Annotated in this window: 23 protein-coding genes and 2 pseudogenes; 20 read left to right on the top strand and 5 right to left on the bottom strand. The window is 62.1% G+C overall.

The genetic code is table 11. The features are described from left to right. Positions 1-2: 2 nt before the first annotated feature. The 7 genes and pseudogenes from GKZ67_RS08235 (at position 3) to GKZ67_RS23275 (ending at position 8632) form a co-directional block, all read left to right on the top strand. Positions 3-1538 carry a DUF5597 domain-containing protein gene (locus GKZ67_RS08235; RefSeq protein ID WP_254245147.1) on the top strand — a complete coding sequence of 512 codons (1536 nt, stop codon included), beginning with the start codon at positions 3-5 and terminating at the stop codon, positions 1536-1538. 19 nt (positions 1539-1557) lie between these two features. Beyond that, entirely contained in the window at positions 1558-3519 is a 1962-nt protein-coding gene (locus GKZ67_RS08230; protein ID WP_173241881.1) for a sialate O-acetylesterase, read from the top strand. Between the two features lie 82 nt (positions 3520-3601). Then, on the top strand, positions 3602-5107 hold the full coding sequence (locus GKZ67_RS08225; protein WP_173241880.1) for a xylulokinase: 1506 nt from the start codon (positions 3602-3604) through the stop codon (positions 5105-5107). A 68-nt stretch (positions 5108-5175) separates the two neighbouring features. Continuing rightward, positions 5176-6492: a xylose isomerase gene (gene xylA, locus GKZ67_RS08220; protein ID WP_173241879.1), complete on the top strand. Its 1317-nt coding sequence runs from the start codon at positions 5176-5178 to the stop codon at positions 6490-6492. 78 nt (positions 6493-6570) lie between these two features. Continuing rightward, positions 6571-7532 (top strand): annotated as a pseudogene (locus GKZ67_RS23290) (transketolase); the annotation flags it as partial. A 27-nt stretch (positions 7533-7559) separates the two neighbouring features. Then, positions 7560-8330 (top strand): hypothetical protein, encoded by a 771-nt coding sequence (locus GKZ67_RS23280; protein WP_254245146.1) that lies wholly within the window; start codon positions 7560-7562, stop codon positions 8328-8330. Beyond that, entirely contained in the window at positions 8297-8632 is a 336-nt protein-coding gene (locus GKZ67_RS23275; RefSeq protein ID WP_254245145.1) for a transketolase-like TK C-terminal-containing protein, read from the top strand. Before GKZ67_RS23280 ends, GKZ67_RS23275 begins: the two co-directional genes overlap by 34 nt. 21 nt (positions 8633-8653) lie before the next feature. On the opposite strand, the gene GKZ67_RS22540 is transcribed toward GKZ67_RS23275, so the two are convergent. Then, a complete protein-coding gene (locus GKZ67_RS22540; protein ID WP_217278716.1) occupies positions 8654-9064 on the bottom strand; it encodes a hypothetical protein in 411 nt (136 codons plus the stop codon). Between the two features lie 47 nt (positions 9065-9111). Here GKZ67_RS22540 and GKZ67_RS22535 point away from each other — a divergent pair, with 47 nt between their 5' ends. From GKZ67_RS22535 to GKZ67_RS08190, 9 genes and pseudogenes are all read left to right on the top strand, one after another. Next, the gene (locus GKZ67_RS22535) at positions 9112-9375 is read left to right on the top strand and encodes a hypothetical protein (protein ID WP_217278715.1); all 264 of its coding nucleotides are present in this window, start codon (positions 9112-9114) and stop codon (positions 9373-9375) included. Beyond that, positions 9372-9641 carry a hypothetical protein gene (locus GKZ67_RS22530; RefSeq protein ID WP_217278714.1) on the top strand — a complete coding sequence of 90 codons (270 nt, stop codon included), beginning with the start codon at positions 9372-9374 and terminating at the stop codon, positions 9639-9641. The genes GKZ67_RS22535 and GKZ67_RS22530 overlap by 4 nt, the downstream gene beginning before the upstream one ends. A gap of 2 nt (positions 9642-9643) precedes the next feature. Next, positions 9644-9877: an alpha-L-arabinofuranosidase C-terminal domain-containing protein gene (locus GKZ67_RS22525; protein WP_217278713.1), complete on the top strand. Its 234-nt coding sequence runs from the start codon at positions 9644-9646 to the stop codon at positions 9875-9877. Beyond that, positions 9874-10314 (top strand): alpha-L-arabinofuranosidase C-terminal domain-containing protein, encoded by a 441-nt coding sequence (locus GKZ67_RS22520; RefSeq protein ID WP_217278712.1) that lies wholly within the window; start codon positions 9874-9876, stop codon positions 10312-10314. The genes GKZ67_RS22525 and GKZ67_RS22520 overlap by 4 nt, the downstream gene beginning before the upstream one ends. A gap of 78 nt (positions 10315-10392) precedes the next feature. Then, on the top strand, positions 10393-11484 hold the full coding sequence (locus GKZ67_RS08205; protein ID WP_254245144.1) for an endo-1,4-beta-xylanase: 1092 nt from the start codon (positions 10393-10395) through the stop codon (positions 11482-11484). A gap of 27 nt (positions 11485-11511) precedes the next feature. Continuing rightward, a pseudogene (locus GKZ67_RS23270) lies at positions 11512-13022 on the top strand (glycosyl hydrolase 115 family protein); the annotation flags it as partial. A 384-nt stretch (positions 13023-13406) separates the two neighbouring features. Continuing rightward, positions 13407-14093 (top strand): hypothetical protein, encoded by a 687-nt coding sequence (locus tag GKZ67_RS25055; RefSeq protein ID WP_410505064.1) that lies wholly within the window; start codon positions 13407-13409, stop codon positions 14091-14093. 227 nt (positions 14094-14320) lie between these two features. Next, on the top strand, positions 14321-14695 hold the full coding sequence (locus GKZ67_RS08195; protein WP_173241878.1) for a beta-propeller fold lactonase family protein: 375 nt from the start codon (positions 14321-14323) through the stop codon (positions 14693-14695). 2 nt (positions 14696-14697) lie between these two features. Continuing rightward, entirely contained in the window at positions 14698-15525 is an 828-nt protein-coding gene (locus tag GKZ67_RS08190; RefSeq protein ID WP_254245226.1) for a lactonase family protein, read from the top strand. A 146-nt stretch (positions 15526-15671) separates the two neighbouring features. Here GKZ67_RS08190 and ligA read toward each other — a convergent pair whose 3' ends face one another. After that, on the bottom strand, positions 15672-18080 hold the full coding sequence (ligA, locus tag GKZ67_RS08185) for an NAD-dependent DNA ligase LigA (protein WP_317172274.1): 2409 nt from the start codon (positions 18078-18080) through the stop codon (positions 15672-15674). 160 nt (positions 18081-18240) lie between these two features. On the opposite strand from ligA, the gene GKZ67_RS08180 reads away from it, so the two are divergent. The 3 genes from GKZ67_RS08180 to GKZ67_RS08170 all read left to right on the top strand — a co-directional run bounded on the left by GKZ67_RS08180 (position 18241) and on the right by GKZ67_RS08170 (position 19566). Further along, a complete protein-coding gene (locus GKZ67_RS08180; protein ID WP_151088638.1) occupies positions 18241-18489 on the top strand; it encodes a hypothetical protein in 249 nt (82 codons plus the stop codon). Further along, positions 18482-18832, top strand: a complete 351-nt coding sequence (locus tag GKZ67_RS08175; RefSeq protein WP_173241877.1) for a hypothetical protein — start codon at positions 18482-18484, stop codon at positions 18830-18832. Before GKZ67_RS08180 ends, GKZ67_RS08175 begins: the two co-directional genes overlap by 8 nt. Positions 18833-18909: 77 nt before the next feature. After that, entirely contained in the window at positions 18910-19566 is a 657-nt protein-coding gene (locus GKZ67_RS08170; protein ID WP_254245142.1) for a heme-copper oxidase subunit III, read from the top strand. 266 nt (positions 19567-19832) lie between these two features. Here GKZ67_RS08170 and GKZ67_RS08165 read toward each other — a convergent pair whose 3' ends face one another. Then, a complete protein-coding gene (locus GKZ67_RS08165; RefSeq protein ID WP_173241876.1) occupies positions 19833-20114 on the bottom strand; it encodes a gliding motility-associated C-terminal domain-containing protein in 282 nt (93 codons plus the stop codon). After that, a complete protein-coding gene (locus GKZ67_RS08160; protein ID WP_173241875.1) occupies positions 20108-20770 on the bottom strand; it encodes a hypothetical protein in 663 nt (220 codons plus the stop codon). The genes GKZ67_RS08165 and GKZ67_RS08160 overlap by 7 nt, the downstream gene beginning before the upstream one ends. On the opposite strand from GKZ67_RS08160, the gene GKZ67_RS08155 reads away from it, so the two are divergent. Further along, positions 20771-21034: a hypothetical protein gene (locus tag GKZ67_RS08155; protein WP_173241874.1), complete on the top strand. Its 264-nt coding sequence runs from the start codon at positions 20771-20773 to the stop codon at positions 21032-21034. 22 nt (positions 21035-21056) lie between these two features. On the opposite strand, the gene GKZ67_RS08150 is transcribed toward GKZ67_RS08155, so the two are convergent. Further along, the gene (locus tag GKZ67_RS08150; protein ID WP_173241873.1) at positions 21057-22163 is read right to left on the bottom strand and encodes a hypothetical protein; all 1107 of its coding nucleotides are present in this window, start codon (positions 22161-22163) and stop codon (positions 21057-21059) included. Between the last annotated feature and the right edge of the window lie 128 nt (positions 22164-22291).

Genomic DNA, 22291 nt, shown 5'->3' with positions numbered 1-22291 from the left:
TCGTGAAAACCGGTTCGAGTACGCAGCTGCTGGTTGATGGTAAGCCGTATTTCGTGCTCGGTGGCGAGCTGGGCAACTCCACTGCTTCGAGCACGGCCTACATGCAGCCCGTGTGGCCCCGCCTGAAGGCCATGCACCTGAATACGGTAATTGCGCCGGTCTATTGGGAGCTGCTGGAGCCCACCGAGGGCAAGTTTGACTTTACGCTACTTGATGACTTGCTGCGCGACGCCCGCCAGTACCACCTGAAGCTGGTACTCCTCTGGTTCGGGGCCTGGAAAAACAGCATGTCGTGCTACGCGCCCGCCTGGGTTAAAACCGATACCAAGCGCTTCCCGCGCGTAGAAAGCGATAAAGGGGTGCCGGAGGAAATCCTGACGCCCTTCGAGCCCCGCAACCTGGAGGCCGACCGCCGGGCCTTCGGGCAGCTTATGCAGCACCTGAAGGCTACTGATGACCAGCAGCATACCGTGATAACCGTGCAGGTCGAAAATGAGATTGGTATGTTGCCCACCGCCCGCAGCTACGATGCCCGCGCCAATGTGGCGTTCCGGCAGCCCGTACCTGCCCCGCTGCTTGCCTATATGCAGCGCGAGCGCAAAAGCTTAAAGCCCGAGTTCGCGGCCATCTGGCAGCGGCAGGGCTCCAAAACTACAGGTACCTGGGAGGAGGTGTTTGGCAAAAGCTTGGCCACGGACGAGATTTTCATGGCCTGGTACTACGCCGTGTACACCAACGCCGTAGCTGCCGCCGGCAAAGCCGCTTACCCCTTGCCCATGTACGTGAATGCTGCCCTCAACCGGCCGGGCGTGCCGCCTGGCAAGTACCCCAGCGCTGGCCCGCTGCCCCACCTAATGGATGTGTGGCAGGCCGGCGCCCCGGCCATCGATATCCTGGCTCCCGACTTCTATAACCCCGATTTTAAGCACTGGTGCGACCTGTACACGCGCGGTGGTAACCCGCTCTTTATTCCTGAAATCCGCTTTGAAGACGGCGTGGCGGCCAAGGCATTTTTTGCCTTTGGCAACTACAACTGTCTGTCGTTCTCGCCCTTTGCTATTGAGGGCAGCGATACGCTCAAGGGGGCGCCCATCGGCAAAGCCTACGAGTTGCTGCAGCAGGTAAGCTTTCTGCTGGCCCGGCAGCAGCCCGCCGGGCAGGTGCGCGGCTTTCTGGTGCAGAAAGACTCGGCCGCCCGCACCGCCACGCTGGGCAACTACCGCTTCTCGGCTAAGCACGAATACACCCTGGGCTGGTCGCTGGGTGCTAAAAAAGCGGACTGGACGCCGGGCGGCGGCCTGCTCATCGCAGTAGGCCCCGACGAGTTTTACCTGGTTGGTACCGGCATCGTACTTACCTGCGAGCCCATTGCCCCCGGGAAACGCGCCGGCTACCTGAGCGTGGAGGAAGGCCACTTTGAAGGCGAAAAGTGGATGCCCGGCCGCCGCCTGAACGGCGACGAGGACCACCAGGGCCGTCACGTGCGCGTGCCCGGCAATGAGTATATGATTCAACACGTAAAAATCTACACCTATTAAGGGCCGGTACATGACACGTATGCTTTCTGCTGGAATACTCCGGCCCGGCGGCTGGCTGGCCTTGCTGAGCGGCTGCCTGCTGGCCGCCCCGGCCGCCCACGCCCAGGTGCGCCTGCCGCGCCTGGTAAGCAGTGGCATGGTGCTCCAGCGCGAGACGCCGATGCGCATCTGGGGCTGGGCCAGAGCGGGCGAGCCGGTGGCGGTGGCTTTTCAGGGTAAAACCTACCGCGCCACTACCGGCGCCGATGGCCAGTGGCGCGTGCTGCTGCCAGCGCTGAAAGCCGGCGGCCCTTACACGCTTGCTATCACGGCCAGCAACCACCTCGCGCTAACCGATATCCTGGTGGGCGACGTCTGGCTCTGCTCGGGCCAGTCGAACATGGAGCTGCCCATGCGCCGCGTGCGCGACAAATACCCCGAGGTAATTGCTCAGGCCGCCAACCCGCGCATCCGGCAGTTCGACATGCCCATGCGCTATGCCTTCACCGGCCCCAGGGCCGATGTGACGGGCGGCAGCTGGGTAGCGGCAACCCCCGAAACCGTGCTCAACTTCTCGGCCGTGGGCTATTTCTTCGCCAAGGAAATCAACGCCCGCTACCAGGTGCCCGTGGGGCTGATAAAGAACGCCGTGGGTGGGTCGCCGGCCGAAGCCTGGCTGAGCGCCGACGCGCTCAAGCAGTTTCCCAGGTATGAGCAGCAGAGCGCGCCCTATAAGGATAGCGCTCTGGTGGCCAGCACCAGGCAGCACGAAGGTGCGGCCGTTGGGGCCTGGTACCAGCAGCTGCACCAGGCCGACCAGGGCGAAGCGCCGGGCCAGCCAAAGTGGTACAGTTCCGGCTACGACGCCAGCGGCTGGGCCACGATGAGCGTGCCCGGCGAGTGGGCCGACCAGACCCCGCTCGGACCGGTCAACGGCGTGCTCTGGTTTCGCAAGGAAATAGAGGTGCCCGCCAGCATGACGGGCAAAGCGGCCCGCCTGGAGCTGGGTACCCTCGTCGATGCCGACTCCACCTATATCAACGGGCAGCTGGTGGGCACCACCGCCTACCGCTATCCGCCCCGCAAATACGATTTTGGTCCCGGCGTGCTCAAGCCGGGCAAAAACGTAGTGACGGTGCGCCTCATCAGCAACGGGGGGCGCGGCGGCTTTACCCTCGATAAAAAATACCAGCTCACGGCCGGCGGCCAGGTGCTCGACCTGCGCGGCCCCTGGCAGTACAAGCTGGGCGCGGCCGTGCCGCCTACGCCCGGCACTACTACGTTCCAGTACCAGCCGGGCGGGCTCTATAACGGCCTGGTGGCCCCCGTGCTCCCCTGTGCCATCAGGGGAGTGCTGTGGTACCAGGGCGAGTCGAATACCGGCCACCCGGCCGACTACCAGGCCCTGACCACGAGCCTCGTCAACGATTGGCGCGCCCACTTTCAGCGGCCCGACCTGCCTTTCTTGCTCGTGCAGCTGGCCAATATCAACGCCGCTAAAAAGGAGCCGGGCGAGAGCAATCAGGCTCTGGTTCGCGATGCGCAGCGCCGCCTGCTGGCCTTGCCGCACACCGGTCTGGCCGTCATTTCGGACGTGGGCGAGTGGAACGACATTCACCCCCTCGACAAGCAGACCGTGGGCCACCGCCTGGCCCTGGCGGCCGAGAAGGTGGCCTATGGCGATGCCAAAGTCGTGGCCTCCGGTCCGCTCTACCAAACGATGAAAGCAGTGGGGAATAAGGTAACGCTGAGCTTTACCAGCGTCGGGAGCGGGCTGGTGGCCAAAGGCGGTGGTCCGCTGGCGGGCTTTACCGTGGCCGGGCCCGACCATAAGTTTGTGCCGGCCCAGGCGCGGGTGGTAGGCGATAAAGTGGTAGTCTGGAGCGACCAGGTAGCCGCTCCGGTAGCTGTGCGCTACGCCTGGGCCGACAATCCGGAAGGAGCCAACCTGTATAACAAAGAGGGCCTGCCAGCTTCCACTTTTCGCACCGACGATTTTTGAGTTAGCCCGTTTTATACCCGTTATACCAGCTTTCACTTTTACGCTAGCCATTCCGGCGCGGCCCCGGCTGTTGCTTTGCCTTATGAAATACCTCCTCGGCTACGATATCGGTAGCTCTTCCATCAAAGCTTCGCTGCTCGACATCGCTACCGGGCGGTGCGTGGCGGCCGTTACCTCGCCCCAAACCGAGATGGAAATCGCCGTGCCCCAGGCTGGCTGGGCCGAGCAGCGCCCCGAGCGCTGGTGGCAGGAAGTTATCAATGCCACCCATCAGCTTAAGGCCGCCTACGGCTTCGATGCCACGCTGCTGGCCGGTATCGGCATCACCTACCAGATGCACGGGCTGGTGCTGCTCGACCAGGCCGGCCACGTTTTGCGGCCCGCTATCATCTGGTGCGACAGCCGCGCTGTGGAAATCGGCAACCAGGCTTTTGCCGAGCTGGGAGAGGAGTTTTGCCTGCAAAACTTCCTGAATTCGCCCGGCAATTTTACCGCCTCCAAGCTCAAGTGGGTGCGCGAGAACGAGCCGGAGATTTACGCCCGAATCCACAAGATGCTGCTGCCCGGCGACTACCTCGCCTACCAGCTCACGGGCCAGCTGCAAACCACGGTTTCGGGCTTGTCGGAAGGCGTATTCTGGAATTTCAAGCGGCAGGCCATCGCTCAGGAGCTGCTCGACTATTACGGCATCAGCGCCGAGCTGCTGCCCGAGGTGGTCGATACCTTCGCCGTGCAGGGCCACCTCACCGCCGAGGCCGCCCAAACGCTGGGGCTGGTGGCCGGCACGCCCATCAGCTACCGCGCCGGCGACCAGCCCAATAATGCCTTCTCACTCAATGTATTGAATGCAGGTGAAGTAGCGGCCACCGGCGGTACCAGCGGCGTCGTGTACGGCATCAACGAAACCACCACCGCCGACCCGCGCTCACGCGTCAATTCGTTTGTGCACGTCAACAGCACCCGCGAGCACCCCAAAAACGGCGTGCTGATGTGCCTCAACGGCACCGGTATTCTCAACAGCTGGCTGCGCAAGCTCGTGGGCGACCTGCCTTATGAGCAGCTAAATACGCTGGCCGCCCAGGCTCCGGTAGGGGCGGAGGGCCTGCTGTTTCTGCCCTTCGGCAACGGGGCCGAGCGCATTCTCGAAAACCGGCCGGCCGCTGCCGGCCTGCACGGGCTGCAATTTAATATACATAGTAAAAAACATATATTTCGCGCTGCCCAGGAGGGCATCGTGTACGCCCTGAACTACGGTATGGACATCATGCGCGCGGCGGGCGTGCAGGTGCAGAAAGTGCGCGCCGGCCACGCCAACATGTTTCTGAGCCCGGTTTTCCGCGAGGCCTTCGTGAACTGCGGCAACCTGACGCTGGAACTCTACGACACCGACGCGGCGCAGGGAGCGGCGCGCGGGGCCGGCATCGGGGCCGGCATTTATGCCAGTGCAGCCGAAGCATTCACTGGGTTGGTGCGCATCAGCACCGTAGAGCCTACGCCGGCCCTGCAGGCGCAGTACCAGGAAACGTACTCAGACTGGCAGACGCTGCTGGCCCGCGAAACCAGGCCGGCAGCGTTACTGCTGGCTTAGCGGTGAGGCGAAGCCCGCTTGGCACTACTTTAAAGCATTACCTCAACTACCCTTAACCATCTCCCAATATGGCTGCTTCTGAATTTTTTAAAGGCATCGACAAGATAAAGTACGAAGGCCGCGACTCTGACAACCACCTGGCCTTCAAGTGGTACGACGAAAGCCGCGTGGTGGCCGGCAAAACCATGAAGGAGCATCTGCGCTTCGCTACGGCCTACTGGCACACCTTCGTGGGCACGGGCGGCGACCCGTTTGGCCCCGGCACCAAGAAGTTTGCCTGGGACGCGCACCCCGAAATTATCGGCCGCGCCAAAGACAAGATGGACGCCGCGTTCGAGTTCTTCGTGAAGCTCGGCACGCCCTACTATTGCTTTCACGACATTGACCTGGTGGAGGAGGGCAGCTCGCTGCGCGAGTACGAAAGCAACCTGAGCACCATCGTGGACTATGCCCGGCAGCACCAGCAGGCCACCGGCATGAAGCTGCTGTGGGGCACGGCCAACGTGTTTTCGCACCCCCGCTACATGAACGGCGCCAGCACCAACCCCGACTTTGCGGTAGTGGCCCACGCCGGCACCCAGGTGAAGAATGCCATCGACGCGACCATTGCGCTGGGTGGTGAGAACTACGTGTTCTGGGGTGGCCGCGAGGGCTACATGACGTTGCTCAATACCGATATGAAGCGCGAGCAGGCCAACATGGCCCGCTTCCTGACCATGGCCCGCGACTACGCCCGTAAGCAGGGCTTCACCGGCAAGTTCTTTATCGAGCCCAAGCCGGCCGAGCCCACCAAGCACCAGTACGACTTCGACGCGGCCACCGTTATCGGCTTCCTGAAGGAGCACGGCCTGGATAAAGACTTTATGCTCAACTTGGAAGTGAACCACGCCACGCTGGCGGGCCACACCTTTCAGCACGAGCTGCAAGTGGCGGCCGACGCCGATATGCTGGGCTCGATGGATGCCAACCGGGGCGACTACCAGAACGGCTGGGACACCGACCAGTTCCCGAACAACCTCAACGAGCTGACCGAGAGCATGCTCATTATTCTGGAGCACGGCGGCTTCAAGCACGGCGGCATCAACTTCGACGCCAAGACCCGCCGCAACTCGACCGACCTGGAGGATATTTTCGTGGCCCACATCTCGGGCATGGACACGTTTGCCCGCGCCCTGGTAACGGCCGACAATATCCTGACCAAGTCGGGCTACCGGAAGTTTCGGCAGGAGCGCTACGCCTCGTTCGACACGGGCCACGGGGCCGAGTTTGCCAAAGGCAGCCTGACGCTGGAAGACCTGCGCAAAATCGCGCACGAGCACGGCGAGCCCGCGCCCCGCAGCGGCAAGCAGGAGTGGCTCGAAAGCATTATTAATCAGTACATCTAGCGAAAAAGTCGTAAGCGAACGTGGCGCGGGTAGTCCGCGCCGCGTTCCTTTGCGGCATCATTCTTTCGCTTGACGATTATGAGCAACCCCCAAATTTCGATTGACGAACTGAGCGTCAACACCATCCGCCTGCTGTCTGTTGACATGGTGCAGAAGGCCAACTCGGGCCACCCCGGCCTGCCGCTGGGCGCGGCCCCCATGGCCTACGTGCTGTGGTCGCGCTTTCTGCGCTTCAACCCGCAAGACCCCAAGTGGCCCAACCGCGACCGTTTCGTGCTGTCGGCCGGCCACGGCTCGGCCTTGCTCTACAGCCTGTTGCACCTCTACGGCTACGATTTGAGCCTCGATGACTTGAAGCAGTTCCGGCAGATGGACTCCAAAACGCCCGGCCACCCCGAGTCGCACATCACGCCCGGCGTGGAGGTGACCACCGGCCCGCTGGGCCAGGGCTTTGCCAACGGCCTGGGCATGGCGATGGCCGAAAGCCACCTGGCTGCGGTCTACAACAAGGAGGGCCACGCCCCGGTGCAGGACCACTACACCTACGTGCTGGTGAGCGACGGCGACCTGATGGAAGGCATTGCCTCGGAGGCGGCCTCGCTGGCCGGCCACCTGCAGCTGGGCAAGATGATTTATCTATACGACGATAATAAGATATCGCTCGATGGCCCCACCAGCTTTGCCTACACCGAAAACGCGATGCAGCGCTTCGATGCCTATTACTGGCACACGCAGCACGTGCAGGACGGCAACAGCCTCGACGAGATTGAGAATGCCATCCGGGTGGCGCAATCGGTGAAAGACCGGCCTTCGATTATCGCCGTACGCACGATTATCGGCTTCGGCTCGCCGCTGGCGGGCACCAGCAAGTCGCACGGCTCGCCGCTGGGCGCCGACAACGTGAAGGCTACCAAGAAGTTCTACGGCTTCGACCCGAGCAGTCGTTTCAGGTACCCGCCGAGGTCTATGAGCACCTGCGCCAGCCCGGCCTGAAAGGTGCCGAGCTGCAAAAGCAGTGGGAAGCCGATTTCGCCACCTACGCCAAAGCATTTGGGGCAGAGGCGGATATGTTTAAGCTTTCCTTCGAGGGTAAGCTGCCCGAGGGCTGGGATAAAAACCTGCCCGTGTACACGCCCGCCGACGGCGAGCTGGCTACCCGCCAGGCGTCGGGCAAGGCCCTGGACGCTATTAAGAAATCGGTGCCGTTCATGTTCGGCGGCTCGGCCGATTTGGCTTCTTCCAATGAGATGGATAAGTCGGGCGACGACTCGTTTCAGTACCTGCACCCCGAGCGCAGCAATGTGTGGTTTGGCGTGCGTGAGCACGCCATGGGCGCGGCGATGAACGGCATTGCCCACCACGGCGGCCTGCGCACCTACGGCGGTACGTTCCTGACGTTCAGCGACTACATGCGCGGGGCTATTCGCCTCACGGCCCTGGCCGAGAGCACGGCCACGTTCGTGTTTACCCACGACAGCATTGGCCTGGGCGAAGACGGCCCCACCCACCAGCCCGTTGAGCACGTAACCGCGCTGCGCACGGTGCCCAACATTGTGGTGCTGCGCCCCGCCGACGCCAACGAAAGCACCGAGGCCTGGCGCATCGCCATGACTACGCCCAAGTCGCCGGTCGTGCTCATCTTCTCGCGTCAGAAATTGCCGATTCTTGACCAGTCCAAGCTCGGCTCGGCCCGCGAAGGCGTGGCCAAGGGCGCTTACATTCTGAGCGAGGCGAAGGGTGGTCAGCCCCAGCTTATTCTCATTGCCACCGGCTCGGAAGTAAAGCTGGCCATGGGGCCCAGCAGGTGCTGGAGCAGGACGGCACGGCTACCCGCGTAGTAAGTATGCCCAGCTGGGAGCTGTTTGAGCACCAGGATAAAGCCTACCGCGAAAAGGTATTGCCGCCCACGGTGCGCAAGCGCGTAGCTATCGAGGCCGGCACGCCCATCGGCTGGCACAAGTATGCCACCGACGAAGGGGCCGTTATTGCCATGAACCGCTTTGGCGCGTCGGCCCCGGCCGAGGAGCTGTTCGAGAAGTTTGGCTTCACCGTCGAAAACGTCGTGAAGCGGGCCAAAGGCGTGCTCGCCGGCCACCCCGAGCAGGAAGACGAGAAGCAAGTAGTAGCCAAGGGCAACTAAGCGGGAGTTGCGGGCGGTCGGTTATCGGCTGCCGGGCTCTGCGCTGCTGTCAGTCCTGCATTTCGATAACCGACCACCCGCACCTAATCGCTCATGTTGTTTCCAACCCTTTTCCGACGGCCGGCTGGCCGTCGGCACTGGCTGGCCTTTGCGCTGGCCGCCGCTGTCATTGCCCCCGTAGCGCCCGCCCTGGCCCAGGCCACGGTGCCTGTAACGGTGCAGGCTGGCGATGCTAAAGTCTTTATTAGCAAAGATATATACGGTCAATTTGCCGAGCACCTGGGGCGCTGCATCTACGGCGGCTTCTGGGTTGAGCCCGGTCTGAGCGTGCCCCGGCAGGGCCGCCTGCGCCTGGACGTAGTGGAGGCCCTGCGCAAAATCCACGTCCCGAATATGCGCTGGCCCGGCGGCTGCTACGCCGATGCCTACCACTGGCGCGATGGCATTGGGCCCACCGCCCAGCGGCCCCGCGCATCAACGTGTGGTGGGGCGACGCGGTGGAGGACAACAGCTTCGGCACCCACGAGTTTCTGGAGCTGTGCGGCCTCATCGGCTGCGAGCCCTACCTGGCGGCCAACGTTGGCAGCGGCACGGTGCAGGAAATGGCCAGCTGGATAGAGTACCTCAACTCCAGCGCCGATACGCCCCTGACCCGCGAGCGCGCCCAAAACGGCCACCCCAAGCCCTACGGCGTCACGCTCTGGGTATTGGCAACGAAAGCTGGGGCTGCGGCGGCAACATGACGCCCGAGTACTACTCGGATGTGTACAAGCGCTACGCCACCTTCGCCCACAACTACCCCGGCTCGCCACCGCTGCGCCGCGTAGTAAGCGGGGCCAACGGCGACGACGCCAACTGGACGGAAACGTGCATGAAGCGCATTCCGCTCAACCAGATGTGGGCCATTACGCTGCACCAGTACACGCTGCCCACCGGCAACTGGTCCAAGAAGGGCCCCGCCACCGGCTTCGACGAGGGCAATATTTCAGCACGGTACGCAACTGCCTGAAAATGGACGCGGTAGTGACCAGGCACGTGGCCATTATGGACAAGTACGACCCCCAGAAAAAGGTGGCGCTGCTCGTGGATGAGTGGGGCGTGTGGACCGACGTGGAGCCCGGCACCAACCCCGGCTTTCTGTACCAGCAAAATACGCTGCGCGATGCGCTGGTGGCCGGCACCACGCTCAATATTTTTAATAACCACGCCGACCGGGTGCGCGGGCCAACCTCGCCCAGGCCGTGAACGTGCTGCAGGCTTTGATTTTAACGGATAAGGAGCGCATGCTACTCACGCCAACTTATCACGTCTTCGACCTCTACCAGGTGCACCAGGATGCGCAGCTGCTGCCCCTGCAATTCAGCAGCCCCGACTACGTGCTGAATGGGGAGAAAATCCCGGCCCTGAACGCCTCGGCCTCGAAAGATAAGAATGGCGTGGTGCACGTGTCGCTCGTCAACCTCGACCCCAACCACCCCATCAGCATCGAGACGGCTCTGCCCGGCATGAGCTGGAAAACAGTGACGGGCAGGATATTAACATCGGCGAAAGTCAGCGATTACAACACGTTTGATAAGCCCGACAACATCAGGCTGGCCACGTTCGGCGGCGCGAAAAAGCGCGGCGATAAGCTGGCTGTGGAAATGCCGCCCAAATCGGTGGTGGTGCTGGAAGTGAAGTAAGCTTTAACTGGCCTGGCAAAGAATAGGGAGACGCGCAAAGTGGCGTTTCCGCACGGAGTGTACGCTTTTTCTAAAAATATGAAAAACAATATGTATCGGCTGGCTTTAGCCGGCCTGCTCCTTACGGGCGTGGTCGGCCTTAGCAGCAGCCAGCGCCCGCCCGCCGAAAAGGGCCTTAAAGATTACTACAAGGCCTATTTTCCCATCGGCGTGGCCGTGTCGCCGCAGGCTCTGAAAAACCCGGCTGAGGTGGCGCTCATTCTCCGGCAGTTCAACAGCCTGACGCCGGAGAACGATATGAAGATGGGTCCCATTCATCCCGAAGAAAACCGCTACAACTGGGGGCCGGCCGATGCCATTGTGGACTTTGCCCAGGCCCACCAGCTGCGCGTGCGCGGCCACAACCTCTGCTGGCACGAGCAAACGCCCAGGTGGCTATTCAAAAACGCGGATGGCAGCCAAGTGAGCAAAGAGCTGCTGCTCAGGCGCCTGCACGACCACATCGATGCCGTGGTAAAGCGCTACAAGGGAAAGATTTATGCCTGGGATGTGGTCAACGAGGCGGTTGCCGACGACAGCACGCAGCTCCTGCGCAACTCGGACTGGTATAAAATCTGCGGCGAGGATTTTATTGCCGAAGCCTTCCGCTACGCCCACGCTGCCGACCCCCAAGCGGTGCTGTTTTACAACGACTACAACACCGAGCGCCCCGGCAAGCGCGAGCGAATCTACCAGCTGCTCAAGAAATTAAAGCAAGCCAAGGTGCCCATCGACGCGGTAGGGCTACAGGGACACTGGTCGCTGGTCGAGCCCACCGAAAAAGACCTGCGCGCCACCATCGAGCGCTTCGCTTCGCTGGGGCTGAAGGTGCAGATTACCGAGCTCGACGTATCGGTGTACCACTGGGAAAAGGACCGCCGCGCTAAGCGCCCCGACGAGTCGGACGCCTACACACCCGAGATGCAGCAGAGGCAAACGGCTCAGTATAAGCTGTTCTTCAAGGTGTTCCGCGACGAGGCAAAGTACCTGACCGGCGTAACCTTCTGGAATATCTCCGACCATTACACCTGGCTCGATACCTACCCCGTGGCCGGCCGCAAAAACCACCCGCTGCTGTTTGATGAGAATTTCAAGCCCAAGCCGGCGTACTACGAAGTGGTAAAGTTCTAGGCGAATAACTCATTGAGCTGTAATATTATGCGTGCTATCATCACTCACCTTCGCGGTGCGCTGGCGCTGCTGCTCCTGCCGGCGCTGGCCGTGGCGCAGCCCATTGGCACCAGCTATATCTCGGCTACCAAAAGCGCGGGCAGCTTTCCGCTCTTTGCCAATGGCCGGGCCGCCACGCTCTACGCCAGCCCCGGCGATTGGCCCGGCGTGCTGCGCGCCGCCCGCGATGTGCAGGCCGACCTCGGGCGCGTAACCGGCCAAAAGCCAGCCCTGCGCACCAGCCTGCCGCATGGCCGGCAGCCGGTAGTGCTTATTGGTACTGTTGGGCATAGTGCTTTGATAGACAAGCTGGTAAAAGCCGGTAAGCTCGATGTGAAAAGCCTGACCGGGCGCTGGGAAACCTTCGTGGTGCAGCCCGTGGCCAACCCCCTGCCCGGCGTGCGCCAGGCGCTGGTGGTGGCCGGCAGCGATAAGCGGGGTGCTATATATGGTCTGTATGATTTATCGCAGCAGATGGGCGTTTCGCCCTGGTACTGGTGGGCCGATGTGCCCGTGCCGCCGCAAAAAAGCCTGTACGTGGCCGCCGGCCGCCACACGCTGGGCACGCCGCAGGTGAAGTACCGGGGAATATTTATCAATGACGAAGCGCCGGCCTTTGCGGGTTGGGCGAAGGAGAAGTTTGGCGGCATCAATCACCAGGCGTATGAGCATGTTTTTGAGCTTATTCTGCGTTTGAAAGGCAATTACCTGTGGCCCGCCATGTGGGGCAATGCCTTCAACGACGATGACAAGGCCGACCCGCAGCTGGCCGATGAATACGGGATTGTGATGGGCACTTCGCACCACGAGCCCATGCTGCGGGCCCAGCAGGAGTGGAAGCGCTACGGCCACGGCGCCTGGAACTATCAGACCAACGACAGCACGCTGCGCGAGTTTTGGCGGCAGGGAATCCGCAACATGGGCCGGCACGAAAGCCTGGTTACCATTGGGATGCGCGGCGACGGCGACGAGCCAATGAGCGAAGGCAGCAACATTGCGCTGCTGGAAAAAATAGTGGCCGACCAGCGCAAAATCATCGCCCGCACTACTGGCCGGCCCGCCGACCAGACGCCCCAGGTGTGGGCGCTCTATAAGGAAGTGCAGGACTACTACGACAAGGGCATGCGCGTGCCCGACGACGTGACGCTGCTGCTCTGCGACGACAACTGGGGAATATTCGCAAGCTGCCCAAGCTGGGCGCCCCGCCCCGGCGCGGCGGCTACGGCATCTACTGCCATTTTGATTATGTGGGCGGCCCGCGTAATTACAAATGGCTCAATACCAACCCGCTGCCGCGCATCCGGGAGCAGATGAGCCTGGCCAAAGACTACGGCGCCGACCGCATCTGGATTGTGAACGTGGGCGACCTCAAGCCGATGGAGCTGCCAATCTCATTCTTCCTCGACCTGGCCTGGAACCCGAAAGCCATTCCGGCCGACGGCGTAGCGGCCTACACCCAGCGCTGGGCGGCCCAGCAGTTTGGCCCCAAATACGCCGCCGAAATTGCCGATATCCTCGCCAAGTATGCCAAGTACAATGCCCGCCGCAAGCCCGAGCTGCTCGATGCCGCTACCTACAGTCTGGCTACCGGCGAATGGGCCACGGTAGTAGCCGATTACACAGCCCTTGCTACCCGTGCCGAGGCCATCAACCAAAAGCTGCCGGCCGCCGACCGCGATGCCTACTTCGAGCTGGTGCTGCACCCGGTGCTGGCCTGCGCCAACCTCAACGACCTGTACTACACCGTGGCCCTGAACCGCGAAGCGGCAAAAAACAAGCAGCCCAACACCAATGCGCTGGCCGAAAAAGCCCGGGTACTGTTTGCCAAAGACGCCGAAATCTCGCGGCGCTACAATACCCTGGCCGGCGGCAAGTGGAACCACATGATGGACCAGACCCATATCGGCTACACCTACTGGCAGCAGCCGCCCGTCGATACGATGCCCGAAGTGGTGACGCTGGCCGCCGGCACGGCCCCGGCATCGGCGCCGACGACCAGTGCGGTAACACCCGAAAAAGCTGACTACGTGTCGATTGAAGCCGAGCACTTCACGCAGGCCGTGAATGGCGGGGGCGTAAGCTGGCAGCGCCTGCCCGACCTGGGCCGCACGGCGGGAGCCGTAACGAGCATCCCCACCACGGCCGCGCCCACGGCTACGCCAGGCGGCAACAGCCCGCATCTCGATTACCGCATTACGCTCCCCCAGGCCGGCCCGGTGGCAGTGAGCGCCTACCTGGCCCCGACCCTCGATTTTACCAACACCACCGGCCTGCGCTACGCTGTGTCGATTGACGACGAAGCGCCGCAGCTCGTCAACCTGCACACCGGCCTCAACCCCGACAATGGCAACAAGCCCTGGGAGCAGGCCGTGGCCAATAATAGTATCCTTAAAACCTCGCAGCACCCCGTGGCGGCGGCCGGCCCGCACGTCCTCAGGTTCTGGCGCGTCGACCCCGGCGTGGTGCTCGAAAAGCTGGTGGTGAGCCCCGGCGCCGTGCCCGCCAGCTACCTCGGCCCGCCCCAGAACGTGGTGGTGCCAGCTATAAAAAGCAGTTTGGGCAGCCACTAAAGTTTATTGGTTAACTTACGAGTACTGCCGGGCTTATGCCGCCAGACCAGCTATTTCCGTTACCGGGAAAGCTGGTCTGGCTGCTTTTTTGCGTGGGTATTACTAAACCGGTAGTACCGAAAATGAATAGGATAAAAATAAATAAATTTCCTTTTACTTGTCGGTAAGCTGCCCGGAATAGGGGGAGGATAAGCATCTTTGTGGGGTATTCTCCGTCATTCAGCGCAATGAATAAAACTACTGCTTTTCAACTCTGGCCGCGCTCCCTGGCTGCCTTTGTGGCCATTGCCGTGCTGGGCAGCTGCGCCCGCACCATGCGCGACACTACCTCCGGCGAGTCGTCCAGTATCGGCAGCCTCGTATATGTGGGTACGAATGTGGGTGGCGACCAGGCCGCCAGCATTTATCTCTATCGCCTGCATCCGGCCACGGGCGCGCTGACGCCAGTAAGTGTGCAGCGCGGCGGCGACCACCCAACTTACCTGACGATGGATGCGACGCACCGCCATTTGTACGCGGTGAGTGAAAGCGGCACCTTCCGGGGCAGGCCAATACCGGTGGAGTCAGTGCCTTTGCCGTCGAAGCCCAGACCGGCGCCTTAACCCTGCTCAACCAGCAGCCCTCGCGCGGGGCAGGCCCGTGCTACATCAGCCTCGACCACACGGGTAAGGAAGTGCTGGTAGCCAATTATGGCGGGGGAAGTGTGAGCGTGCTGCCACTGCAAGCCGATGGTAAGCTGGCTCCCGCCTCGGCTAACGACCAGCATCAGCCGCCGCTGGGGCCGCACAAAAACCAGGACCACGCGCACGCGCACTGCTTTATCACGGACCCGGTCAATCACCACGCTTTTGCCGTGGACCTGGGTACTGACAAGGTGTATGCCTACCGGTTTAACGCAACTACCGGCCAGCTGCGGCCCCAGGCCAAGCCGGCGTTTACGGCCCGGCCGGGCGCGGGGCCGCGCCACCTTACGTTTCATCCCAATGGCCATTTCGCTTACCTGGAAAATGAGCTGAACTCGACCGTAACGGCGCTGGATTATGACACCACCGGCACGTTTACCGAATTGCAGACGCTTTCGACGCTGCCGGCCGGCTTCAAGGGGGAAAATTCGGGGGCCGATGTGCACGTCAGCCCCGACGGGCGCTTTCTCTATACCTCTAATCGGGGAGATAACAGTTTGGCAGTCTTTGCGATAGAGCCGGTTACGGGCCGCCTGACGCTGGTGCAGCACATCAGCACCCAGGGCCAGACGCCCCGCAACTTTGCCCTCGACCCCAGCGGCCGAATACTACTGGTGGCCAATCAAAACTCCGATACTATCTTCACCTACCGCGTCGATGCCAAGTCGGGCAAGCTCTCGCCCACCGGCGAATCGGTAAGCCTGCCTTCGCCGATGTTTTTGGAAGTACTGCCCGATTTTACCAAGTGAGCGCGAGGTAAAAAGAGGTTGCGCAAGGTCTGAATTATGAGCGGTTTCGGAATTGATTTTTAATTAATTTCGAAACCGCTCACTGGATTAAAAACCATCGCAGGTACTTTGCGAAACCTCTTTTTACCTTGCGGCCCCTCGCGCTATCAGTCGGCGGCCGGCAGCAACGCCAATAGCTCATTCTCCGTGATAATCGGTACTTTCAGCGTAGTAGCCTTTTCGCGCTTGGCGGGGCCCATGTTGTCGCCGGCTACCAGGTAGCTGAGCTTCTTGGAGATAGAGCCCGTGATTTTACCGCCGTGCTGCTGAATCAATTCCTGCAGCTGCTCGCGGCTATAGTTCTCAAACACGCCCGAGAGTACAAACGTTAGTCCACTGAGGCGGTCGCTTACGGCCTGGGGCGGCTCACCGGTGGTGGCGAGCTGCACGCCGGCAGCCTGCAGGCGGTTTACCAGCTCCTGGCTTTCGGGCTGCTGGCTCCACAGGGCCAGCGAGTCGGCAATGACGCCGCCCACCTCGGGCACAGCCGCCAGCTCTTCGGCCGAGGCAGTCATGATGGCCGCCATCGTGCGGTAGTGCTGGGCCAGCTTCTGGGCCACGGTTTCGCCCACGTAGCGAATGCCCAGGCCAAAGAGCACCCGCGCAAAAGGTACGGTCTTGCTTTTCTCAATGCCGGCAATCAGGTTGTCGATTGACTTCTCGCCCAGGCGCTCCAGGCCCACCAGCTCGGCTCGGCGCTGGGGCAGGTCATATATATCAGCGGGTGTATTTACCAGGCCCAGGTCGAAAAAGCGGCCCACGGTTTCGGCACCCAGGCCGTCGATATTCAGGGCCTTGCGCGACACGTAGTGCTCCAGCCGCGCCTTGCGCTGGGGCGGGCAGCCACGCTCGTTGGGGCAGCGGAAGTGCGCCTCGCCCTCGGGGCGTACCAGCGGCGTGCCGCAGGCCGGGCACTCGTGCGGAAAGCGCACCGGCACGGCCTCGGCCGGGCGGGCCGACAGGTCCACGCCCGTTATTTTGGGGATAATCTCGCCGCCTTTCTCCACAAATACCAGGTCGCCCAGGCGCAGGTCGAGCAGGGCTATCTGGTTGGCATTGTGCACGCTGGCGCGCTTCACGATGGTGCCGGCCAGCGGCACCGGGTCGAGCAGCGCTACCGGCGTCACGGCCCCGGTGCGGCCCACGTTGTAGAGTATCTCATTGAGGCGGGTACGGGCCGCCGCCGTGGGGTATTTGTAGGCAATGGCCCAGCGCGGACTTTTGGCGGTGTAGCCCAGCTGCTCCTGCTGGCGCAGGTCGTCCACCTTTATCACGATGCCGTCGGTATTCACGGGTAGCGTGAAGCGCTTCTGCTGCCACTCGTGGATGTAGTCGAGTACTTCCTGCAAGTTGGCGCAGCGCCGCCAGGTGGCCGACACCGGCAGGCCCCAGGCGGCGGCAGCTTCCAGCGTTTCGCTGTGGCTGCCGAAGGTGCCCCGGCCCGGCGTGAGCACCGAATAGGTATAAAAGCGCAGCCGCCGCGCCGCCACCAGGGCCGAATCCTGGAGCTTGAGCGTGCCGCTGGCCGCGTTGCGCGGGTTGGCCATCAGGGCCTCGCCGTTTTGCTCGCGCTCCTGGTTGAGGTCGTCGAATACCTGGTTGGGCATAAACACTTCGCCGCGCACTTCCACATCGGGCGGAAACGTGCCGTGCAGGTGCAGCGGCAGGGTGCGAATGGTGCGCACATTGGCCGTTACCACGTCGCCGCGGGTGCCGTCGCCGCGCGTCACGCCCTGGATCAGCTCGCCACCTAAGTAGCTCAGGCTCATCGCTACACCGTCAAATTTCTGCTCGCACACGTAGCCGTAGGGCGCGCCTTCGAGGCCCCGCTGCACGCGCTCGTCAAACTCCCGCAGGTCGTCTTCCGAATACGTATTGCCCAGGCTTAGCATGGGAAAGCGGTGCTGGGCCGTGGCAAATTGCTTGGTGATGGTGCCCCCCACGCGCTGGGTAGGCGAGTTGGGCAGCGCCAGGGTAGGGTGGGCCTTTTCCAGCTCGTTCAGCTCGGCCAGCAGCTGGTCAAACTCCTGGTCCGACACCTCCGAGATATCGTGCTGATAATATTGGGTATTGAGGTAGTGCAGGCGCTGGGTCAGCTCCTGAATGCGGGCTTGCGGGTCCATAGTGGGTGGGGGAGAAGCAGCGCGGGCTAAGGCTAAATGAGCAAAGCAGAACGTCATGCTGACGAAGGGGCATCCTGGCAGGTCCGGTGGGTGAAGCGGCCAAGATGCTTCCTTCGTCAGCATGACGTTCTTTGATAAGGTAACTTCCGTGGCCGCGTTATGCCGCGTTGGCCGGCCGCAAGCCGGGTAGCACGTAGGTGCTGCCGGCTTTCTGAGCATCAGCTTTGCCCTGCTCTTCCGTGCGGGCGGGCGGGCATTATCGTCGGCACCGGGCTGGCCCTGGGCTTCCTTCGCCTCGGTAGGGATAATGGGCTCGGCCGGCGATTGGGGCTTAAAGCGGGCGATGAGCACAAACAGAATGGTAGCGACGGCAAACCAGGCGAAGAATTTCATAAGCGGGTAAGAAAAAGCAGACAAAGCAAAAGATTAAGACAAAAATACGCGCTCTCGGGCAACGGCAACCCTGGCCCGGCGGTTGCGTTTGGGTTTTTAGAAATGAATAGCCGTGCTTTGCAACGTGCTTTCGCCACTTTTACCTGCTTATCTCTTTTTTATGCCTGACCAATCCTCCGCTTCATGGGCCGACACGGCCGCTTCGCTGCTCACCAAGCTTTCGGGTGGGGTGGAGCTCAACCTGGCTTTTGACCAGGTCGAGCTGCAAGTACCCAACCAGCTAAACCCTGCCGGGCAGCCGGCCACCTGGAAGCTCAACGGCTCGCTGCGTATCCGCACCAAAGGCGAGGCGCCGGCCGCCGCCCCGCTCGTGTCGCCCGCTCCCGACCCCAACGTGCCGCGTGTCTAGCAGGACCCTGGAGGTAGAAGCCCGGCTGGTGCTTACCTGGCCGGGCGGGCACGATATTCAGCTGGCGGCTTCCGGCTCCTACCTCATTCTCAACGTGCCTAGCCAGCAGGTGCTCGACCTCATCACGGCGGGACCGCCGCAGCCGCCCGGCACTCCCAAAGCACCCAAAAAGCCCGGCCCCGACCCCTTGCAGCAGGTTCATCAGCTGGCGCGCCGCCTGGGCCTGGTGCTCGACCTGCGCGTGGGCGGCAAAACCTACGTCATCTTCGGCCTGGCCGACCGCAACGGCCCCAAAATCACGCTAAGCGCGGTACTGGGCAAGATTGGGTCGTTTTTTAAGTAGAACTACGCGCAAAGCAGAACAAAAAACTCCCTTTGTCTATTACAGGAGGGAGTTTTTTGTGCGTTAACTTAGCTTTTGTGCAAGCCCCCCGCGACGACCGTAATATTCCTTCCGGCACCGGCCACCAGCGGGCCGGGCACTCAGCTTTCAGCCGCATCGAGCGCGTGCCGCCGCTGTTGATGCTGCTCTACCTGGCGCTGCTGGGCATTACGATGCTCTTCGTAACGCTGGTGGCGATGTACGTTGCCTCGCGGGCCCAGAGTGCGGTGCCCCGGGGCATTCAGCCGTTTCCGCGCTACTTTTCCCTGAGCACAATAGTGTTGCTGGTGTCGTCTTACACGCTGGCGCAGTCGCCCCGGCTATATCGGGCCGACGACCTGCCCAGCCTGGCCCGCTGCCTGGGGGCTACGCTGCTGCTGGGCAGTATTTTCAGCGGCCTGCAGGTGCTGGGCTGGCGCGAGCTGGTTCAGCAGGGCGTGCTGTTTACGGGCGAGCGCAGCGGCACCTTTGTGTATGTTATCTCGGGGCTGCACGTGGCCCACATACTGGCCGGCTTGCTTTTCCTGCTGGCACAGATGCTCAAGACCCTGCATGCCAGCCGCGACGCAGTGCGCACGCTGGTGTTTATCCGCAATCCGTATCACCTGCGCCAGTTGCGGGCTTTGCTCACTTACTGGCACTTTATTGACGTGCTGTGGGTAGGACTGTTCGGGATGTTCCTGTTCCTCTACTGACCACTGATTAGGGCGGATTTTAGCGGGTTGCACGGATTTTGTGGACGGCCCCGGCGGGCGCTTCGCTTGGCGGACTTTCGTGGCTTTGTGGAGTAGTGCCGCTCCGCGTTCCTGGACCGGTGTGGCAATCGACCCATTAAGGCCAGGCATTCCCTGACCCGGAGCTGCCTGCGCGCTCTACAGGGAGGTATCACCAAGCGAAGCGCCCGCCGGGGCCGTCCACAAAATCCGTGCAACCCGCTAAAATCTGCCCTAATCAGTGGTCTTTATTGCACTACTTCGACCCAGCCCTTATACCGGCGGCCGGTAGTAAACGTCAACAGGTAATAATATATGCCGGCCATGTTCTCGCCGGTCCAGCGGAAGTTGCGGTCGCCCGATTCGTATACCAACCGGCCCCAGCGCGAGAATATCTTAATGCCTGCAAAGCGGTTATCGCAAAAGTCGGCCGGCAGCGTACTCATAGTAAATACCTGGTTGGCCAGGTTGCGGCCGGTTGGCAGAATAATATTGGGTGGGATAAAGGCAGCCGTGTCGGGGTTCAGCACCTCGAAGCGGACGCTGCGGGTCTGGGGCTGGGGCGGCAGGTAGCCTCCTGTAGCTGAAATGTAACGGTAAGCGGCATTGGCTTGCCATTTACCACGGCTACGCCATCGCAGGTGGGCAGCCAGGTGAAGGTAGCCCCGGCCTGGCCCGCCGGCCGGGCCTCCGTAGTAAAGTGCATGCCCGTTGCGGCCAGGCTGAATCCCCGGCCCGCAGCACTCATCGTAAGCACGTCGCCGTTGGCGTCGGTGCCCGTAAGCGTGGCCGAGTAAGGCTGGCCCAGCGGCAGGCGGATAACTACCGTATCGGTAGGCGTTGTGGGTTGGGGCAGGGTAGTGGTAAGCACGGGCGGCACATTGCCGTAGTCCACTATAACCGGAATCTGGAGCGTGGGGGCCAGCTGCCGGGTACCGCAGGGCGTGGTCGAGCTGGCGGTAAATACCAGCTGCTGGGTCTGCCCGGCCGGGCTGGTGATGGCCCGGCAATCGACGGGCCACGTAAAGCGGGCGCGGCGCACCTGGCCGGCTTGCGCCTGGGGCGCAATAGTAGCTCCCAGCACATCGGGCGCAAAGCCCGCGCTGCCACCCAGCGTAAACTGAATAGGGTCGCCGTCGGGGTCGGTGGCGATAAGGTCGAAGGCCAGCGTCTGGCCGGGCCGCACGTGCAGGGGCAGGCCCGGCCCGGCTGTGCTGCTGAGTATGGGCGGGCCATTAGGAGGGGCATTCCGATAAAGGCCACGTGTACCGTATCGTGCTTGGGCAGTGAGCAGCCGTTGTCGGCCACCAGCACGTCGAGGTGGCCCACCTTGCCCTGGGTATCGGTGCAGTCCGAAAAGCACAGCGAGGCCACCAGGGTATCGGGCTGCCCGGCCGTGTGCACCGTACCGGTGATGGCCGTTGTAAACGACGGCAGCGGCCCGGTATAGCCAAGGGGCAACAAGCTCAGGGTTAATTGGGAGTTGGGGTCGGGGTCGGTAAAGCGCAGGCGCACGCAGTGCGGGCCGCCCGGCACAATACGCAGCGTATCGCGGCCCGCCCGGTAGGGGGTATTGCCGGTGGGGTTGGGCAGGAGCACCAGGCTGGGGCCGTGTTTTTGGGGCATACCAACACTTGCAGCTGAAAGTCGCGGCGCGTTTCCCCGATTTTTTCGCCCTTGCGGTATTCCTGGCAGCGTACCCCAAACACAAACAGGCCCGTGGCCGAGGGCCGTACCGTAAGCCGCCCGGTAAGGGCCCCGATTTTAAGGGCGGGCGAGCCCGGAATCTGATTGGCCGCGCTGCGCCCCGGTGCCCAGATAATCTCGGTATAAGGCGCCCCATAAAAGGCAGGCGGCGCGTTGCTGCCGGGGTTGGGATTGGACGAGTCGGCGTGCCCATTGAGGGGCGTCACCATGTCATAAACCAGCGAGTCGCCGTCGGCATCCTGGCCGGCAAAGTCGTAGGTAAAATCTTCTCCCAGGCAGGCATAGTCGGCCAGCGGTGGAAACACGCGCGGCGTAGAGTCGCGAAATGCCTGCCCGTTTCGTACCACGGCCGGAAACTCCAGGTAGAAAGTCTGGGCCGCATTTTCGGGCGCTATAATATTGCCGATAGTTTTGTTGCGGCAGCAGCGCTCTACCGAGGCGTAATAGCCTTGCGCACTCGAAAACTTATCCGGCGGCAGCTCTACCGTGTTGCGGTACGTGAGGGCTTTGGTGCTGAGGGAGCCCACCGCGCAGGCCGGGTTACTGTATTTGACAAACGTATCGTTGATGAGCGGCAGCTGCACCGTAGCCACCAGCCGATTGGTGGCCTTGTCGAAAATACCGGCTGCCAGGCTGCCATCGAGTGCAGCCGGGCTGCCATTTACCGCGTCGAAGTACAGATTCAGCGTTAGCTGATACGTGTTGCCAGTGAGGTATTGCAGGTCCATCTCGCCGCCCACAATGTGCGTGGCCCTGGCCACCGGGGCATTGCCAAGTACCAGCAGCAGGCAGGCCAGCCCGCACGTAACCCAACGCGACAGCGCCGCCTTACAGGCCCACTCTGCCAATAAAGCGTAGTAAAATCTCCTCATAGCGCAAGCAAGCTGGCGGGGTAGTAGTAAGTAATACTGATAGATAACGTCTGAGCGTGCCCAGGCTGGTCCTCTAAGGTAAGCTTAAGTAAGGAGTTGGGCAAGGTGTACTACCTTCGGTAATCGCC

This window comes from Hymenobacter sp. BRD67 (genome assembly GCF_013256425.1).
In the GTDB taxonomy this organism is placed as follows: domain Bacteria; phylum Bacteroidota; class Bacteroidia; order Cytophagales; family Hymenobacteraceae; genus Hymenobacter.
Note: the sequence above shows the minus strand (reverse complement) of the source record. Positions and strands in the feature narration are given on the sequence as shown.

Bases quoted from the DNA above. Each gene is read 5' to 3' on its own strand.
- GKZ67_RS08230 (WP_173241881.1), top strand. From the start codon at position 1,558: ATGCTTTCTGCTGGAATACTCCGGCCCGGCGGCTGGCTGGCCTTGCTG.
- GKZ67_RS08225 (WP_173241880.1), top strand. From the start codon at position 3,602: ATGAAATACCTCCTCGGCTACGATATCGGTAGCTCTTCCATCAAAGCT.
- xylA (WP_173241879.1), top strand. From the start codon at position 5,176: ATGGCTGCTTCTGAATTTTTTAAAGGCATCGACAAGATAAAGTACGAA.
- GKZ67_RS23280 (WP_254245146.1), top strand. From the start codon at position 7,560: ATGTTTAAGCTTTCCTTCGAGGGTAAGCTGCCCGAGGGCTGGGATAAA.
- GKZ67_RS22530 (WP_217278714.1), top strand. From the start codon at position 9,372: ATGACGCCCGAGTACTACTCGGATGTGTACAAGCGCTACGCCACCTTC.
- GKZ67_RS22525 (WP_217278713.1), top strand. From the start codon at position 9,644: ATGGACGCGGTAGTGACCAGGCACGTGGCCATTATGGACAAGTACGAC.
- GKZ67_RS08205 (WP_254245144.1), top strand. From the start codon at position 10,393: ATGAAAAACAATATGTATCGGCTGGCTTTAGCCGGCCTGCTCCTTACG.
- GKZ67_RS25055 (WP_410505064.1), top strand. From the start codon at position 13,407: ATGATGGACCAGACCCATATCGGCTACACCTACTGGCAGCAGCCGCCC.
- GKZ67_RS08195 (WP_173241878.1), top strand. From the start codon at position 14,321: ATGAATAAAACTACTGCTTTTCAACTCTGGCCGCGCTCCCTGGCTGCC.
- ligA (WP_317172274.1), bottom strand. From the start codon at position 18,080: ATGAAATTCTTCGCCTGGTTTGCCGTCGCTACCATTCTGTTTGTGCTC.
- GKZ67_RS08180 (WP_151088638.1), top strand. From the start codon at position 18,241: ATGCCTGACCAATCCTCCGCTTCATGGGCCGACACGGCCGCTTCGCTG.
- GKZ67_RS08150 (WP_173241873.1), bottom strand. From the start codon at position 22,163: ATGAGGAGATTTTACTACGCTTTATTGGCAGAGTGGGCCTGTAAGGCG.